This is a genomic window from Vibrio sp. J1-1 (assembly GCF_021728395.1).
In the GTDB taxonomy this organism is placed as follows: Bacteria; Pseudomonadota; Gammaproteobacteria; order Enterobacterales; family Vibrionaceae; genus Vibrio.
Genome location: NZ_JAKKCM010000012.1, coordinates 77,054 through 94,244 on the forward strand (window position 1 = coordinate 77,054; position 17,191 = coordinate 94,244).

16 protein-coding genes are annotated in these 17,191 nt (G+C 44.1%); 10 read left to right on the top strand and 6 right to left on the bottom strand.

What is annotated here, in order from left to right; genetic code table 11:
• Positions 1-8 precede the first annotated feature (8 nt).
• Positions 9-797, bottom strand: a complete 789-nt coding sequence (locus L3V31_RS17630; RefSeq protein ID WP_237317897.1) for a M48 family metallopeptidase — start codon at positions 795-797, stop codon at positions 9-11.
• Between the two features lie 170 nt (positions 798-967).
• On the opposite strand from L3V31_RS17630, the gene L3V31_RS17635 reads away from it, so the two are divergent.
• From L3V31_RS17635 to cutA, 5 genes are all read left to right on the top strand, one after another.
• On the top strand, positions 968-1,396 hold the full coding sequence (locus L3V31_RS17635; RefSeq protein ID WP_237317899.1) for a hotdog fold thioesterase: 429 nt from the start codon (positions 968-970) through the stop codon (positions 1,394-1,396).
• A gap of 11 nt (positions 1,397-1,407) precedes the next feature.
• Positions 1,408-1,641 (top strand): DUF3389 domain-containing protein, encoded by a 234-nt coding sequence (locus L3V31_RS17640; RefSeq protein ID WP_237317901.1) that lies wholly within the window; start codon positions 1,408-1,410, stop codon positions 1,639-1,641.
• Positions 1,642-1,720: 79 nt separating this feature from the next.
• Positions 1,721-3,412 carry an SgrR family transcriptional regulator gene (locus tag L3V31_RS17645; protein ID WP_237317903.1) on the top strand — a complete coding sequence of 564 codons (1,692 nt, stop codon included), beginning with the start codon at positions 1,721-1,723 and terminating at the stop codon, positions 3,410-3,412.
• 13 nt (positions 3,413-3,425) lie between these two features.
• Entirely contained in the window at positions 3,426-3,677 is a 252-nt protein-coding gene (locus tag L3V31_RS17650) for a hypothetical protein (RefSeq protein WP_237317905.1), read from the top strand.
• A 10-nt stretch (positions 3,678-3,687) separates the two neighbouring features.
• On the top strand, positions 3,688-4,020 hold the full coding sequence (gene cutA / locus L3V31_RS17655) for a divalent-cation tolerance protein CutA (protein WP_237317906.1): 333 nt from the start codon (positions 3,688-3,690) through the stop codon (positions 4,018-4,020).
• Here the strand turns inward: cutA and L3V31_RS17660 are convergent.
• Positions 3,982-4,578, bottom strand: coding sequence for a DUF2238 domain-containing protein (locus L3V31_RS17660; protein ID WP_237317908.1), 597 nt, complete (start codon positions 4,576-4,578; stop codon positions 3,982-3,984). The genes cutA and L3V31_RS17660 overlap by 39 nt on opposite strands.
• Before the next feature lie 261 nt (positions 4,579-4,839).
• Between L3V31_RS17660 and L3V31_RS17665 the strand changes: the two genes are divergently transcribed.
• Positions 4,840-5,679 (top strand): 2OG-Fe(II) oxygenase family protein, encoded by an 840-nt coding sequence (locus L3V31_RS17665; RefSeq protein ID WP_237317910.1) that lies wholly within the window; start codon positions 4,840-4,842, stop codon positions 5,677-5,679.
• 74 nt (positions 5,680-5,753) lie between these two features.
• On the top strand, positions 5,754-6,371 hold the full coding sequence (locus L3V31_RS17670; protein WP_237317912.1) for a DNA-J related domain-containing protein: 618 nt from the start codon (positions 5,754-5,756) through the stop codon (positions 6,369-6,371).
• A 43-nt stretch (positions 6,372-6,414) separates the two neighbouring features.
• On the opposite strand, the gene L3V31_RS17675 is transcribed toward L3V31_RS17670, so the two are convergent.
• The 4 genes from L3V31_RS17675 to L3V31_RS17690 all read right to left on the bottom strand — a co-directional run bounded on the left by L3V31_RS17675 (position 6,415) and on the right by L3V31_RS17690 (position 12,247).
• A complete protein-coding gene (locus tag L3V31_RS17675; RefSeq protein WP_237317914.1) occupies positions 6,415-8,070 on the bottom strand; it encodes an ABC-ATPase domain-containing protein in 1,656 nt (551 codons plus the stop codon).
• A gap of 132 nt (positions 8,071-8,202) precedes the next feature.
• Positions 8,203-10,125 carry a GGDEF and EAL domain-containing protein gene (locus L3V31_RS17680; RefSeq protein WP_237317916.1) on the bottom strand — a complete coding sequence of 641 codons (1,923 nt, stop codon included), beginning with the start codon at positions 10,123-10,125 and terminating at the stop codon, positions 8,203-8,205.
• A 184-nt stretch (positions 10,126-10,309) separates the two neighbouring features.
• The gene (gene fabV / locus L3V31_RS17685) at positions 10,310-11,509 is read right to left on the bottom strand and encodes an enoyl-ACP reductase FabV (protein ID WP_237317918.1); all 1,200 of its coding nucleotides are present in this window, start codon (positions 11,507-11,509) and stop codon (positions 10,310-10,312) included.
• A 135-nt stretch (positions 11,510-11,644) separates the two neighbouring features.
• Complete coding sequence (locus L3V31_RS17690) at positions 11,645-12,247, bottom strand: arylesterase (protein ID WP_237317920.1); 603 nt, start codon at positions 12,245-12,247, stop codon at positions 11,645-11,647.
• Here L3V31_RS17690 and L3V31_RS17695 point away from each other — a divergent pair.
• The 3 genes from L3V31_RS17695 to L3V31_RS17705 all read left to right on the top strand — a co-directional run bounded on the left by L3V31_RS17695 (position 12,246) and on the right by L3V31_RS17705 (position 17,171).
• A complete protein-coding gene (locus L3V31_RS17695; protein WP_237317922.1) occupies positions 12,246-12,938 on the top strand; it encodes an ABC transporter ATP-binding protein in 693 nt (230 codons plus the stop codon). The genes L3V31_RS17690 and L3V31_RS17695 overlap by 2 nt on opposite strands.
• On the top strand, positions 12,938-15,394 hold the full coding sequence (locus tag L3V31_RS17700) for an FtsX-like permease family protein (protein WP_237317924.1): 2,457 nt from the start codon (positions 12,938-12,940) through the stop codon (positions 15,392-15,394). The genes L3V31_RS17695 and L3V31_RS17700 overlap by 1 nt, the downstream gene beginning before the upstream one ends.
• Before the next feature lie 343 nt (positions 15,395-15,737).
• Positions 15,738-17,171 carry an FAD-dependent oxidoreductase gene (locus L3V31_RS17705; RefSeq protein ID WP_237317926.1) on the top strand — a complete coding sequence of 478 codons (1,434 nt, stop codon included), beginning with the start codon at positions 15,738-15,740 and terminating at the stop codon, positions 17,169-17,171.
• The last annotated feature ends 20 nt before the right edge of the window (positions 17,172-17,191 follow it).

Below are 17,191 nucleotides of genomic sequence, written 5' to 3' on the forward strand. Positions count from 1 at the left end.
CGTGACCGTTAACCACACTTCGGCGCTTTAACGTTGTAACTAGGCAGCTTTCTTATCGTCGCTTGTAACTCTTTAATACGCGTGTTGTGAGAAGGGTGGGTGGAGAAAAATTCAGGCGGTTGAGCACCACCCGATGCCGCGCTCATGTTTTTCCATAGATCTATACTCTGGTTCGGATCGAAACCAGCTTTTGCCATGTAATCGAGGCCAACTATATCCGCTTCGGATTCTTGAGTTCTGCCGTATGGCAAAATCACACCGTATTGCACACCAGCACCTAATGCTGCCATGGTCATCTCTTGATATTGGCTATATTCAGAAGCGCCAATAGCAATATTCGCAAGTGATAGACCTGTGTTTGCTAACTGACTTTGGGACAGGCGCTCGTTACTGTGGTCTGCAAGAACGTGTGCGACTTCGTGGCCAATCACCGTTGCGAGTTGATCTTGGTTTTTTGCGACACCAAGAAGCCCAGTATAGACGCCAATTTTTCCTCCAGGTAAAGCAAAGGCGTTGACCTGTTTACTGTCAAACACGACGACTTCCCAGTCTTGGAACCCTGGTTGTGAGGGAATGACATCTGTCACGTGTTTAGCCACACACTGAACGTACGCATTCACCTTTTTATCTTTGCTAATTGGGATGTCTTTCTTCATTTGGTCGAAAGATTTCGCTCCGAGAGACGACATCTCTTGATCAGAAAACATTAAAAGTTGGTTACGACCAGTAGGAGATGCGCTACAAGCTGATAATCCTGCGACGGCCAAAAGAGCAGAAGCTTTAATCCATACCTTCATATTTGGTTCCACATATTTATTTCTATTTCGTTCAACAGTATATACGTAATTATCGCTTATTAAAGAGCATCTTGCCCTTGTAGTTATGCCTTGAAGTAGAGATGTAATAAGGACTATGCTAAGCAACTCCTAATCCATAATTACCAACACTTTAAAAATAAGAGCATAAAATGAGCATTTGGAAAAAGCCAATCAGTGTAGAGATACTTAATGCAACGTCAAAAAACACCATGATGGAGCATCTACAAATAGAATATACCGAGTTCACAGACGATTCTATTAGCGCAACCATGCCAGTGTGCAGCTTTACTCATCAACCATTAGGGATGCTCCATGGTGGTGCCTCTGTCGTGTTAGCTGAAACACTGGGTTCCGTTGCGGCAAATTTCTGTGTGAGCGAAGGGAGCTATTGCGTGGGTTTGGACATTAATGCCAACCACGTCAGAGCAATGCGCAGTGGTTATGTCGTTGGTACGGCAAAACCGTTGCATTTGGGCGTATCAACTCAGGTTTGGCAAATCAATATTACCGACGAGCGCGATCGTTTAGTTTGCACCAGTCGCTTGACTATCGCTGTGAAGCAGCAAAAATCTAAGTGAGATAAGCCAAGATGGTCATTGAATTTTCATTGGGTAAAATCATCGCGACACAGCGCGAAGTCGTCATTAAATTAACTGGCGCTTCGATGGTCACATTACAGGCTCAGACCGATGCGATACAACTTCTCGGCAGAGGGGCCAATGTGGTCTTGTGCCACGGAGCGGAATGTAAATGGTCTATAAAGTTGGATAACGAAGCGCAATTAACTGAGCTTTCACATGAAATTGGTTTGGATATTCAATAAATCACCCATCTAAATTTGCACTTTTTCATAAAAATGAGGAAACTTGTCGTATTGATATCTAAATATGAATTTCCTCTTTATGAGTAGTCCGCGCTTACGTGTTCAGTTTGAAACACTTTTTGAAAAATTTTCTGGAAACGATACAGAAGTTCAGCTCGAAGATATTACTGAAACTCTCTTTTGTACTCGACGTAATGCTCGTATTGTCCTCAATAAGTTAGAAGAAGAGGGCTGGATTGAGTGGCATCCTGCCGCTGGTCGAGGAAAGCTTTCGAAGTTGGTGTTTAAGCGCAACCGCAGTGATGTCAGTGAAAACCTGGCAAGACGTTATCTCGACGAAGGGAAAATTGGCCAGGCACTGGATGCCTTAGACAACGACGCGACCAGGCTCACTCAGGTGATTCAAGGCTATTTGGGGCTGCAAAACCGTCAAGGCGAGCAGGTTATCCGTCTGCCGTATTATCGTCCTCTGGCCATGCTCAACCCACAAAAGCCAATGCGTCGTTCAGAACAGCATATCGCAAGACAAGTTTTTAGTGGCCTGACCCGACTTGATGAAAATGAACAACTTAAACCCGATTTGGCTCATACCTGGGAATCGTTAAGTGATACACACTGGCGTTTCTATTTGCGCCGTGGTGTACGCTTTCATAATGGCGAACTTCTCACAACGGATTGTGTGTTGGAAAGTATTCGCGCGCTCAGTGGCTTAAATCTATTTGCTCATATATCGAAAGTATCGTCACCACTACCTTGGACTATCGATATTGAGCTCATGCGCCCAGACCGATACTTACCACTAGCGTTAAGTGAGTCTCAAGCTAAAGTCTTATTGCCCAAGACGCAGCGTTCTGGTGAATTTGATATAAAACCAATAGGGACCGGCCCCTTTCAGGTCAAAGTGAACGATGATAAACGCCTTATCCTAACAGCGTTTGATGGCTATTTCGGGTTTCGGCCTTTACTGGATCAGGTTGAAGTATGGGTGATAGATGAAGCCTACTCAAGCATGGTTTACCCGAGCTTGTCAAAGCCTCAGATGGACAAGCATGCTTCAACCGATGAGGTGGAGTTAGATCCTGGTTGTACATTTCTGTTACTGAACAAAAATACGGGTATAGCGAAAGATCCAAGATGGGCAGAATTGTTCAGTCAGGTGTTGAACAGCCATCAGATATACGCTCACGTACCACAAGATAAAGTCATAGAGCTTGGAGTTTTACAAGCCTTTGGTATAAAGCCGGGCTGGATTGATTTGAGGCCAACACAAGCGGGTACTGTGCCACAGCAGGGTAAAGTTATTTCCGTCGCGTATCAGAAGAAACACCCGATGTTTCCTGTTATTGCTAAAGCCATTAAGAACCTCTTAAAACCTCATGGTGTCGACGTTGAGTTCATTCGTTATGATAGCCAGCCGCCAGAGCCGTCCAGTGTTGACATTTGGATTAAAGCGATGGGAATCGCAACAAATCGTGATGATGCGCTTGCGGGTTGGTTACTGGACTATAGTGATATCGAGACGTTCAGTTCAAGTTACGACTTTTCCGGCTGGTCAGCATTAGTCGATCAATGGCGGGCTGGTGTTTATCCGGAGTTTCCCGCGCGTGAACTCGGTAGACAGTTAGTCAAAAGCCACCAGGTTATTCCGATGTTCCATTGCTGGCTGGGTGTGAATAAAGACCATAGCGGGGCATTACAAAACGCGAAGTGCAACGCTTTAGGTTGGTTTGATTTTAGTAACGTATGGGTAAAACCGGATATCCCCCAATAACTGATAAACAACGATGGCAAAACCGAATAAAAAGCAACCGACGAAAACCGTCGAGATTTATTGCTCAAAATGTAAAACCCAACTGTTTAAATACCGCAAAGGTGGTAAAGGCGCGTTGGTGAAATGTTTTAAAGAACGTATCGTAGAGGACTTTACGCAAACGCCTTGTATTTGCCCAGGTTGCCAACAAGAATTTGCAAGAGACACATTGGTAAGAGGCACACCAGCATATAAAATGATTGGTGGCAAAGTGACAATGAAGTAGGGAGTAAGTAATGACCGTAGAGCATGATTACTGCATAGTGCTAAGTACCACAGCTAATGAGCAGAACCGTGATCAAATCATTAAAGGTCTGTTAGAAGCAAAGTTGGCTGCATGTATTCAAACGATGCCAATCGAGAGTCATTACGTCTGGGAAGGCGAAATTTGTAACGATACTGAATGGCTGTTGGTGATTAAAACTCGGCGTGAATTATACGAACTAGTTGAAGAAAAAATTGAGAACTTGCACGAATATGAAGTGGCCCAAATCGTACAAGTTCCTATTGTTGATGGCTTTAATCCGTACTTAGAGTGGCTTCGTGAGTCGACGCTGAGCCGACATTAAAATTAACGCCACGATAGCCCCCAACGTGTCACATAGAATGTCTTTCTGGGCATCCCATATATCACCTTGTGAGCCCAGAAAGGCGATACCTTCATCGCCACCAGCAATAGCCGCATACCACCACTCAATGATCTCGTAGCCTGCCGCTAAAGACATTATGGCAAACAAGGCAAACCAACAAGAAAACTTAACATTGATCTTCTTTTTGTAAATCAAATATTCTGCGATCGGGTAGGCGTACAATCCAATCGAGAAATGTGCGACTCGATCAAAATGGTTTCTTTCTGAACCAATCAAATTGTTAAACCAGTCAAACGGGACTTCAGCAAACGTATATTTTGCTCCGATAGTATGCAGACACAGCCAGATAAACATCAAAACATAGGCAGTGTTACTAAATTGATATCGAATAGATATAACCCATATTGCTATCAAGATACCGATCGCTGGAAAAATCTCAGCAAACCAAACGGCCCGTGAGTTGGGCTCCAGTGCTGAAAACAAAAACACGACGGCATAGATAATCGTTAGTCCCAACAATGTAGAAATACTTTTCATAAGTTTATTCGATCCTTCACTTGGCTTTTTACGACAAGTCGAACAAAGTGAGTATTGCTTAACTTATCGATCTCATAATTACATTTAATTGAACGCTGTGCAATTCTTTGTTTCCGCTGACATTGATAACGATAACTGTTGGATAATGAATAGACCGCGCAACATTGAAGCGTTTGCGCGTGCACATTTCATTAAAGTTTGATTTACAACATGCCCGTACATAGAATCCGTGACTCAACCAAATAAAAAAGAAGTAAAGTCATGAAACTGGAAACTGTCGATTACCTTGCTGATGATGCCGCTCAGCAGTTTGTTGCATCGCTGCGCGAAACTGGGTTTGGTGTACTAAAGAACCATCCAATCCCTCAAGAATTGGTGGAATCAATTTATAATAACTGGCAGGCATTTTTTAGCTCTGAACAAAAAAATGATTTTCACTTTAACGTTGATACACAAGATGGTTATTTTCCACCTTCCGTTTCTGAAGTCGCGAAAGGGCACTCTGTAAAAGATATTAAAGAATATTTTCATGTTTACCCTTGGGGGCAGATACCAGAGCAGCTGAAAACCGAGATTCTAGAGTACTACCAGCGAGCGGATGCTTTTGCTCAAGAACTTTTAGGTTGGGTTGAGCAGTATGCACCTAAAGAGGTTCAGGACAGGTTTTCAATCGCATTGTCAGAGATGATCAATAACAGCGAAAAAACTCTGCTTCGAGTATTGCATTACCCACCGATGACTGGCAAAGAAGTACCGGGGGCAATTCGAGCTGCCGCGCATGAAGATATTAACTTACTCACTGTATTGCCTGCTGCGAACGAGCCGGGTCTACAAGTAAAGAGCAGAGAAGGTGAGTGGATCGACGTTCCTTGCGACTTCGGTAACTTGATCATCAATATTGGTGACATGCTTCAAGAAGCTTCAGGTGGATATTTCCCATCAACCACACACCGCGTCATTAACCCAACTGGTGGACGTCAGGATAAGTCGCGTATTTCATTGCCGCTGTTCTTACACCCGAAACCAGACGTAGTCCTTTCAGAACGCTACACTGCGCATAGCTACCTTATGGAACGCTTACGCGAACTTGGCGTAATTTAAAACCTACTGCTGAGTACTAAGGCTGGTGGCTTTCTGCTATCGGCCTTTTTTGTTTTTATTTTAAGGAAGGAAAGATGGCATTGCCAAGCGATAAGCTCCAACACGGTGAGATGGACAATCCGTTGTTGTGGCCAATATTAGAGCTCCTTAGAAAGCGCCCTTCAGGATGGAAAGTACACACTTTAGCCAGTCAGCTAAGTGAACAAGGATATATACATCAGCTTGACCCATCCGCGGATAAGGATTTATTTAAAAAGAACTTTCTTATCATGAACGCGTTATATCAACTTCAAGAGCATTTATGTCCAGAGCAGTGGCTTTGTGTCGAAGCGATGAATATTACCCTGACGGGGAAAGTAGATTCATCATTTACCGCCATGGATCATCGCGATCCGTTGCGCGAATACTATCTCGATTGGGAGCACTATGAAGCCAGTGAGCGCGAAGTTCGCGGCCTACTCAACGAGTTTTGGCTCGCCTATAAAAGACATATTGGAGGAAACTGTGCCACTGAGTTGGACAGAGCCAAGGCACTTTATTTATTTGAGTTAGACGGCTCTGCAACGCGTACTGATATTAGAAAACGGTGGCGTAAACTGGCTTTTCGTTGGCATCCTGATTGTAAAGGTGGAGACGCAGAACGTTTTAGAACGTTATGTGAGGCGTGGAACGTACTTCGAGCGGAGCCATAAAGGCAGCGCAAATCGGCTACCTTTATGTTTGCGTTGTCGTCGGTTAGTGTGACGGCTTGAATTGAGATTTACGCATACGGTTTAAAGCGGCCATCACATCCAGTGTACGAGGCTTAGCTAAGTCACCTTGCTTTGGTAGCGTCGCATGCCATTCTGCTGATAGCATCTCTTCGATTTCTTTCGCTGGATTGTTACACCAACCTGGAAGTTGTGCCAGCTGGAACCAAAGCCATCCAATCGTATTCACTTCGTCAGCGGATTCCAACTGTTCTAGAGCACTTAAATCGGTAAACTCTTTGCCAAAGCGAAGTGAATCTTTGCCTTTGGCATTTACGCGGAACTTACCATCAGTAAGGATATTCATTAACGCTACACGGTTTAATGCTCGTGGACGGAACGTTTTTAACGCTTCTTCCGATTCGTTGTGACGCTGAGTAGGGTGCTGAGCGATGACCTGCTTCGCTTTCTCAGTCACATCGACAGCTTGGTAGTCATGCATTTGAATGACAGTATCAGCGACATCAAGGTAGTCACCAGAGCCACCCATAACGATGATCGTGGAAATATCGAGCTCATCTCTGAGTTGCCCGATACGGTCAACAAGCGGTGTAATTGGTTCGTCGCCTTTTGCAACCAACGCTTGCATACGCTCATCACGAATCATAAAGTTTGTTGCCGATGTATCTTCATCAATAAGCAGAGAAGTTGCTCCCGCTTCAATGGACTCTTGCAGCCATGCTGCCTGAGAAGTCGAACCTGATGCATCTTGAGTGGCGAAGTCTGCGGTATCTTTACCCATTGGTAGATGGTTAATGTAATTCGACAAGTTCAAATGATGAACACAGCGTCCATCCTCAGCGCGAATTTTCATTGATTTATTGTCAGTGACAACATACTCACGACCATCTTCCGGAATGTGATCGTAAATAGAGCGTTCGATAGCATTCAACAACGTTGATTTACCATGGAATCCGCCGCCTACAATCAGTGAGATGCCTTTAGGAATACCTAAGCCCGTAACATAACCTTTATTTGGCGCATGTAACGTGACTTGCAGTGATTCTGGCGCTTTGAATTCAACAGCATCTTTCATTGGCAAATCGCAGTTACCAGCCACGCGCGGAAGAACACTTCCGTTAGCAACAAACGCGACTAAATTGTGCGCTTCTAATTGATCTCTAAGCGCCTCTTGATCTTCCACCACCTGACAGTGTTTCATCAGCGCATCCTTATCCAGCTCACGTTCGAGCGTCGCGCGTCGAATAAACTTAGGTAAGTGGAAGGTCAGAATGTTGTTGGCTTTTTTACCAAGTACAGAGCGGCCTTCGGCCGGAAGATTTACTCGAAAACGCAGTTCAATACCTTCTTCAGTAAATAAAACGGCGGTACTGTCGAGTACCGTTTGGCCATTTAAAGCGATGGAAACCGAGTTCTCTTGCTTGGCAAAAAGGTCAAAACTGCGTGCGATAAAATCTCGTGCAGCTCGTTGGAAAGCCGCTGATTCATTTCTCAACCACTCAAGACCTGTTAAAGACCACTCGCGAGTTGCACGCAGGCGAGAAGCAGAAGCATAAGGGTCACCTTGAACATGGTCGATAAACAAAGTGAAATCAGTAAAGTCATATTGACCTTTGATTTGCTGGTAAGCACGGTAGTTCTGCTTTTCAATTTTCTTAAGCGCGGCAGTTAACTGATCCATGAAAATATTGGCCTTTTTATTAGAAGCGGGCGGCGATTATAGGAATCACCGACAATAGAGTAAAGCAGTATACAGAACTGACGGCAATATACAGGTAACAGTGGCTGCTAAACTGGAAAATCTAGAGCGAATTTATTTAGGCGCAAACTCGGATGAACAGGTGTGCCGCTCATCTAAGGGGCGCTGGCTGAGTAAGCCTTGTTCAAATTCATTACAAGGCATGGGTTTGCCGTAGAGAAATCCTTGTACTATGTCGCAGCCTTCTCTAATTAAAAAGTGCTCCTGACTTGTTAACTCCACACCTTCTACTACAACTTGAAGATCTAGTTTTTTTGCGATGTGGATAATGGAGCGAATAATTGCTCGATCGTTATCTGACTTATCCATTTGTTGGACAAAGCTCTTATCCACTTTTATGGCATCAAATGGGTATTTCTTTAGATAACTAAAGGAGGCGAATCCGGTACCAAAGTCATCAAGTGACAACGTCACACCAAGCTGGTGTATTTTATTGAGGGTTGTGACTGCAAGCTTTTCATCTGCGATTAGGGCACTTTCAGTAACTTCCAACTCGATAAACTGGGGTGGAAGGTGAAATGTTTCGAGAAGGTGCTCAACCTGATCGGCAAAACTAACGTTTTGTAATTGGATAGGAGACACATTAACCGCAATTTTAAAGTTGTCTGTCATCTCCGACCATTGTTTGGCTTTTGCTATTGCGGTACGAAGTACAAATAATCCGACTTCAAATATTAGGCCATTCTGCTCTGCCATGCGGATCAAAGCTTCGTTGGATACATCACCTAATACCGGATGCCGCCAACGCAATAATGCTTCAGCGCCAACCCATTCGTGAGTGTTGGGGTTAACCTTTGGCTGAAAATAGAGCATGAGGTCATCATTACGTACCGCTTGTAATAAGTAGCCTTCTAGTTGGCTATGGTTGTTAAGGTCGTTTGAGTGACTTTCGCTAAAATATCGGTACGCTTCTCCAGACTCTTTACATAACAACATTGCATAACAGGCATTTTGCAGCAGTTGCTTGGCGTTACTATTTCTTTGAGCCTTTACTACGCCAATGTAGGAGTGTAAGTGGACTTCGGTCCTATTATTATAAAAGTTGCCAACGCTTACACTAGAAATTTCTTCAAGTAATTGATGGAGCTTCTCCTCTACATCATCTCCGGAGATTAACAGCACTAAGTCATTGGAACTAGGTCTTCCTGTAACAAAGCTTTGTACACGTTTGGATAGGCGGGAGTGAAATTCTTTGAGTATTTCATCAAATGCTTCAAAGCCATACCTGGTTTGTATACTTCTCGCGTTACTAAACCCGATATTGATGACGACGAGAGATTGTTGATCGTCTTCAAGCGCTTGAAGTGATTTTTCAACCACACTCTCCAAAGCGGATCGATTTAGAAAGCCAGTTCCTTGATCATGTGTTTTTTGATAGCTAACTTGTTTCTCTGCCGCTTTACGCCGATCAATTTCTTTAGTCAGTGAATAACTGAGTTGCGCAAGATCTGTGGTTCTATTCTCCACGCGATTTTGTAACTCGTGGTTCAACCGCAGTAGCTTGTGCTGCTGAAATACAACGGCGAGCTGAGCTTCAATAGAGTCTTTGAAGGAACTTAGTAGTTGAAGGTAGGTTTCACTGAACGTATTAGGCTTAGAATCAAGCATGCAAAGGGTGCCGAAGACCTCACCATTGGGCCACAATAAAGGCAGGCCGGAATAGGAAATCATGCCGAGCTTTAAGTCAGGATTGTTGCTCCAAGTTTCGTCTTCTGGTGCGTTCGGGACGATAAGCCCTTGTTGGTTATTAATCACATATTCGCAATATAGTCCATTGCCGAGTGATTCTCTGTCTCCGGGCTTGTAGGGGTTTCCTCGTGTGTGACTTGAGGTATTCACTTCAAGATAATCTTGGTGAGCGCGCATAACAAGTGTGGTCGGCACTTCACCAATTTGCGCAAGCAGATTCACAATCTCTTGCCAACTTTTCTGCATGGAGTCAGGGATTTTATAATCTAATGTCTGAATTCTCCCCATATAATCGTCCTTTACTGTAGTTTCACATCCTGTGAATTGAAGCCAATTGTGACGTTCGCTTTTGTTGTGTTGTACGTGTTAAGTATAGAGGTGGGTCAGCGCGAAATATAAAAAAGTCCTGAAAATGATTCAGGACTCTTAATAGTTGATGATTGTCTCAAGTTTGAAACGTGTTAAATGGCGCTCAAGGCTTAAGTAATGCTAGGTCTTCGATTGAAATGTCTTGAGAGTAATCGACATCTGCAAAGTTAAAGCCATTGAGTTTCATGAATTCATCTTTGAAACCCTGATAGTCACCAATCTGCATGAAGTTATCACCGTTCATTTGCTCAACAAGCTGTTTTACCTCTTGTTGCACTTGAGGCTCTAACTCAAAGTTGTCGATTCTGATCAACCTTTCGCCATCCACCGGAACGGTCGTGTGACGGTACAGTTTGGTGGTGAACAAGCGTTGCATCTGCTCGATGCATCTCTCATGCATGCCTTTTTCTTTCATCACACGGTAAAGTGCCAGTAAATAAGGGGACATGGTTGGTATGAACACGCTCGCTTTGGTAACAAGAGCTTTACAGACGGTCGCATAAGCTCCGCCTCCAAAGTTCGTCAGCTTGAGGTTTAACGCATGGCTGGTCTGGTGTAGATCGACTTTTGCACGACCTAATGTACCGTCTAAATAAATAGGGTGAGTGAGTTCCGGCCCCATATATGAGAATGCGATGGTTTGGCAGTTTTCAGCAAGTGACTCTGCATTGATTAACATATCAATCCAGCTTTCCCAGTCTTCGCCGCCCATCACTTTAATGGTAGCTTCTGCCTCTTCTTCGGTTGCAGGCTGTAAAGTTGTTTCTACCCACTGATCATTTTCCAGCATGATAGAAGCACCGGTGACTGGTTCACCAATCGGCTTGATGACACTACGCCAGAACTCGTCACTGTTTGGTTTTGGACGAATACCCGTCGCCAGGCTGTAAATCACTAAGTCAACTTCGCCTTCGAAATAGGTTTCTATGGCCTCAATGACATCGTGACGTACAGTGTCCGAAAATGCATCACCGACAATATTGATAGCCGTACGACCAGCATTATTCGCTTCTTGTTTAAAAAAGATATTGTTGTACCAGCCAGCACTACCAACGCCTTTCTCCGATGGGCCATGTTCAAACGAGACGCCTATTGTATCGGCTTCTGCACCACCAAAAGTAAGGGCAATGCGAGCGGCAAGCCCGAAACCAGAGGAGGCACCAATAATCAAAACTCGTTTTGGTCCGTTTTTGATTTGCGGTGCTTGTTTTACGTAATTTATTTGCTCTTTGATTGATGCATGACATCCGTATGGATGTGCAGAACGAGCAACAACACCTTGAATTAAAGGTTCTATTCGCATGTTGTTATCTAACCTCGGTGAATGAAATCTTGTTCAGAATAACCTAAAGTTAAGTAACACTTATTGAGCTAGACCATTAAAAGTAGGGTCTATTCACCTTTAGAGCAAAAATCAACCGTGAAAGATAAACAGTCCCTAGAGATGTTTAATCAATTCTTGAGCAACGAAATCAGCGATCCATGGCTGCGCTTCCGGTTTAGGGTGCAGACCGTCATCCATGATCCAGTCTGGTTTTGTAACCAATTGCTCCAGAAAGAACGGCATTAATTTTACTTGTTGATGTTCTGCTAATTTTGGATATATATCGTAAAACATGTCACTGTAACGTTTGCCGTAATTCGGTGGAACACGAATTTGCATCATGATGACTTCCGCTCCAAAATCTTTGATCATAGTAATCATTTTGGAGAGATTTGACGTAATAAGGTTAGGCGGGAAACCTCTTAGGCCGTCATTTGCCCCCAGTTCAATTAGAACGATGGAGGGTGAATGTTGTTCTAGAAGCTGCGGAAGGCGTGCCAGGCCGTTACCTGTGGTATCGCCAGAGATGCTGCCATTAATAACTGTTACATTTTGTCCATGTTCGAACAAAACGTCAGGGAGTAAGCTAGGCCAACTCTTCTCAATCGGCATATTGTAGCCAGCACTCAGGCTGTCACCCAAAACAAGCAGTTTTTCGTTAGCGAACGCCGCAACGGAAAAACAAAAAAAGAGAACTAAGGAAAGTAATCGAATCATGCAAACACCTGTACTCAAAGCACCTATTGTTCAAGCGAATTTAGTTTCTAAACAAGTCTCTACTAATAACGAACGATTAACAATCCTTAAAGATGTAAATATTGACATCAGAAAAGGAGAAAAAATTGCAATAGTCGGCACTTCGGGGGCGGGTAAGTCGACGTTAATGACGCTTCTAGCTGGCCTTGATACGCCAACATCTGGAGAAATTACCTTACTCGGTAACAAACTTTCAAAGCTAGACGATGAAGAGCGTGCGAAGATTCGGGCAGATTCATTGGGCTTTGTTTTTCAAAGTTTCTTGCTAATCCCGAGTCTGACGGCACTACGCAACGTGACCCTGCCATGTTTATTGCGTGGTGACGCGGAAGACGAATCTAGAGCAGCGGAATTACTCAAAGCGGTTGGATTAGACAAACGTCTTGATCATTTACCAAGTCAGCTTTCTGGTGGAGAACAGCAGCGAGTGGCGCTTGCACGAGCATTCATGACACAGCCAGAACTTCTATTTGCGGATGAACCAACAGGCAACTTAGATCACCAAACCGCCGATAAAGTGATTGAGCTGTTATTCGATCTCAATGAGCAGCATGGCACCACACTCATTTTGGTTACGCACGATAGTCATTTAGCTGATCGATGTGATCGTATATATCGCATGGAGGCGGGTGAGCTTAAGGAGGCGATATAATGTCTGCATTATCTTCAAGTAACCAGAGCTCCACAGAGCAGGGTGCAGCCCAGAAACACTCTTCAACCAAAAGCTTAATTCGTTGGAGCTTAGGGGAAATAAAACAAGGTAGCCTCTGGCCGATAAGTGTGGCGCTTGTACTCGTTATCGCCAGCATTTTTGCACTCTCTGCATTAGCGTCACGGATGGAGCAGGTAATCGTAAAACAAGGCAAAGATGCGCTGACCGCAGATGCGGTATTTGTTTCTGCTAATCCTTTAACCGAATCCATTCTGAGTGCGACAGAGTCGCTTGAAACCTCCCAAATGACGCGGTTTCCAACCATGGCATTTAGTGACAACGGTATGCAGTTGATATCTGTGCGTGCGGTCGATGAACAATATCCACTAATGGGTGACTTAGCTCTAACTGACCGTCCTTCTGGCCGTGTTAAAGCAGGAGAGTTATGGCTAGATGAACGAATTTTGGCCCAGTTGGATGTTAAAAAAGGTGACGCTGTCACCATTGGCGATGCGGAGTTTATCGTTTCAGGCGCAGTTCTGATGGAACCGGGTTTAAGCTTTAATCCTTTTCAACAAATGCCTTCCGCGTATATACATCAAAGTGATGTAGTTAAAACAGGAGCGATACAAGTCGGAAGTCGAGTGCAATATCGTTTGTTTATCAAAGCAGACAATAGCACACTTAAGAAACTACAAGACACCACGCCACTATCACCTAGTGATAGATGGCGTACTCAGGACAGCGCTAGTCGTAGTAATGAAATCTTCGAAAGGACAACGCAGTATTTATCTCTCACTGTCGCGATTGTAATCATCATGGCATCGACGACACTAGTTCTGACCTGCCAGAATTATGTTAACAGCCGAACTCAAACTATCGCCATGTTAAAGAGCCTAGGAGCTAGCCGACGTTGGATTGAAAAATGGCTATTTATTCAAGTGGCGATTTTGCTCATCAGTGCGAGTTTGGTTGGGTTGATCTTAGGAAGTGGCCTTGAGTATCTGTTACGTATTCCATTGAAAGACTTGTTACCTGATCCACTACCTAGTTACGGCGTCACTCCATTTCTAGTCTCTTTCATTTCAGCGGTGTTGATCACCATTCCTGCGCTGGGCATCCCGTTGTTAGGGCTGATTAAAACACCTGCATTAGAAGTGCTTCAGCAAGGTAAAGCGCAACGCTCCTGGAAGCGGATGTTGCTTGTTTTAGTACCAGTTGTCCCTTTGTTAATGTTATATGCAAACAATACGCTAGTATGGATTGTCCTTGTTGGTATCGCAGTACTCTTTGTTGTTCTGGCATTAGTGAGCGTCTCTCTAACTAAGTTATTTGCAAGGTTCTCGACACAGCCAGCAATGAAACTGGCGCTTAGCCGGATAAACCGAACACCAGTAACCAGTGGACTGCAATTTGGTGCTTTGGCTTTATCACTCATGCTGTTATCCATCATCTGGCTAGTGCGCAGCGATATACTCGCAGATTGGGAACGGACACTACCAGCCGATGCGCCCAATGTTTTTGCTTTAAATATCGCTGAATATGAACTCGCGGATTATCTGGAAACTCTGGATAAAAATGGCGTTACCCGGTCACAAGCTTTCCCTATCATTCGAGGACGTTTGACAGAAATTAATGGTCAAAACGTAAAAGACATAGAGTATGAGGGTGAAGAGTCTGATGCAATCAGTCGCGAGCTTAATCTAACCTGGGGAGACAGCCTGCCGGAATATAATGAAGTAGTTACAGGGAGGTGGACGAACAAGACCAGCGTTTCAGTAGAAGCCGACGTGGCAGATGAACTCGGCCTTGAGCTAGGTGACAAATTACGTTTTGTTATCAACAGCCAAAACTTTGACGTGACAGTCGATACGATACGACACGTTGAATGGAGAGATATGAAGCCAAACTTCTATTTTATATTCTCTGCAGATGTTATGGAGAGTTTGCCAGGTTCATATCTCTTAAGCTATCGAATTACTGAGGATAACCAAGCGTTATTGACATCGATGTCTCGATCGCATCCCACGGTATCTGTCTTAGATATCCGTACTATGGGTGAAAAAATTCAAGCATTGATTCAACAAATCGTAACTGCGATTACTATTCTTGCCTTGCTGGGAGTCGTTGCGGGGCTGTTACTCATATTCACACTATTACGTTTGAGTCTCTCGCAGCGTCAGCAGGAAATTCGCTTATATCGGACGTTAGGGTCAAGCAAAAAGCGTATCAGTACCACATTGTGGGCAGAGTATGGAATCATGGCGTTAATTGCGAGCTGTGTAGCTGTATGCGCGGCAGAACTCTGTGTTGCTGCAGTGATGACGTATGGACTTGAACTTAATGCTCAGATACACCCCGAATTGTGGATAGCTTTACCGCTAGCAACCTTCGCGACGTTAGCATTGGTTGTCATGAGTTTACTGAAAAGATTGCTAACACCAATAAACACTTAATTGGTCAAGCCCTAATACAGTGATAACTCATCCATGACACTTTTATTGTAGTTATCCACAAAAACAGTGGATAACTTTTGGGATAACTGAAGAGTGCAAAAAGTAGGGTATTTCGACAGGCTTTATGCCGTGGGTGTTGTGGTAAATATCTTATTCACATCAGCCTAAAAATTGCTTTTACAGAGAACGCAGTCAAGCACTTTTTCGCACTTTTTTTCCTTTTTAAAAACACGTTTTGAGGTCTATGCAAACCCATGAACTTTTTGTGATTTTAATCATTCTCAAAGACGAGTAGAATTAACTACTAGTAAAGAATTTCCCTTATAAAATATTCAGTGAAGCAATGAAGTCTGAGTTTCCAAGTTATAAAGAAAAACACATCGTTGTTGTTGGTGGCGGAGTAGCCGGATCTACAGCAGCCATTCATTTTGCAGAGCTAGGGTTTAAAGTATCCGTTATTGAAAAGGGTGTGTCCTTAGTGAATGGTCCACCAATCTGTCATTTACACGCAGGCGGTAACTTGTATCGAGAGATCTCTGAGCAACAGTGTTTAGACTTGCTTTCTCAATCGATTGATACTATTCGGCTGTACCCACTATCACTGAATATCCGCCCAACTATTATTGCAGTTCCACATTCTGATGGTGGTGATCCTTCCACCCTTATCCCACGCCTTGAGGTAATTAAAAGCGCATATCAAACATTGGTGGATAAGGATGAACGTAACCGCGTGCTTGGTAAACCTAGTGAATATTACAAACTGTACTCGAAAGAAGAGTTAATCGAACTTTCGAAGCGCACTCAACCAGCCGAGCCGGTCAGTTTTGATGACTGGGCTATACCGTTCGCTCAACACGCCAACTTAGATTCATTGAAATACCCAGTGGTATCTGTCCAAGAATATGGTTGGAGCGTGTTCAGACTTGCTGCAATCGCATCTCTTACCTTAGAGCAGCTACCTAATGCTCAAGTGCTCACTCAAGCTGAACTTACACGAACCGAGTGGGTGGGCGATCACTGGCAGTTGAACTATCAGCACAATGGGGCGGACTGTGAGTTGAGTTGTGATTATCTAGTGAATGCCTGTGGGTTTGAAACGGGTTCCGTGGATAATGCTGTCGGAGTGAAACGCGACCGATTGGTTGAGTTTAAAGCCGCTTACATCACACAATGGCAAGCCTGTGATCAGCAATGGCCAGAAGTCATTTTTCATGGCCCTCGTGGTACTGACAAAGGAATGGCACAGTTAACGCCCTATGGGGATGGTGTTTTCCAATTGCACGGTATGACAAAAGGCATAACGTTATTTGATGATGGGTTGGTTGCAAGCACAAGCACGTCAGCTCAGCCTGAACTACCCAATCTTCTGCTGTCAAAAATCCGTCTGGGTTGGAAAGAAGAGGCGCTAGAGGCGAGAACCAACAATGCCATCCAGCACATGGCTCAGTTTATCCCTGCATATCACACGGCAGTGAAAGGTGGTAAAGCGCTATTTGGTGCCCAGCAGATCCCGGGAAGTGACCCTGTATTAAGAGCTGCGGACGTTACTTTTGAGCAAAACAACTATGCGCGAGTGGAAATCGTAAAAGCGTCTTCTACTTTGTTGGCCGCACAAAAGATACTGCATCATTGGTTTGGTATCGAACCGCAACAAGATGTCGAGTTACAACACCCAGTTGCCATTCATTGGAGCGAGCAAGAAGTTGAGCAATATGCAATACAGCTAACTCAAGAACGTGATTATCCCAAGTCGCTCGCTGAGCGTTACGGCATGTAATTATTTTCTGTGCAGTAGTA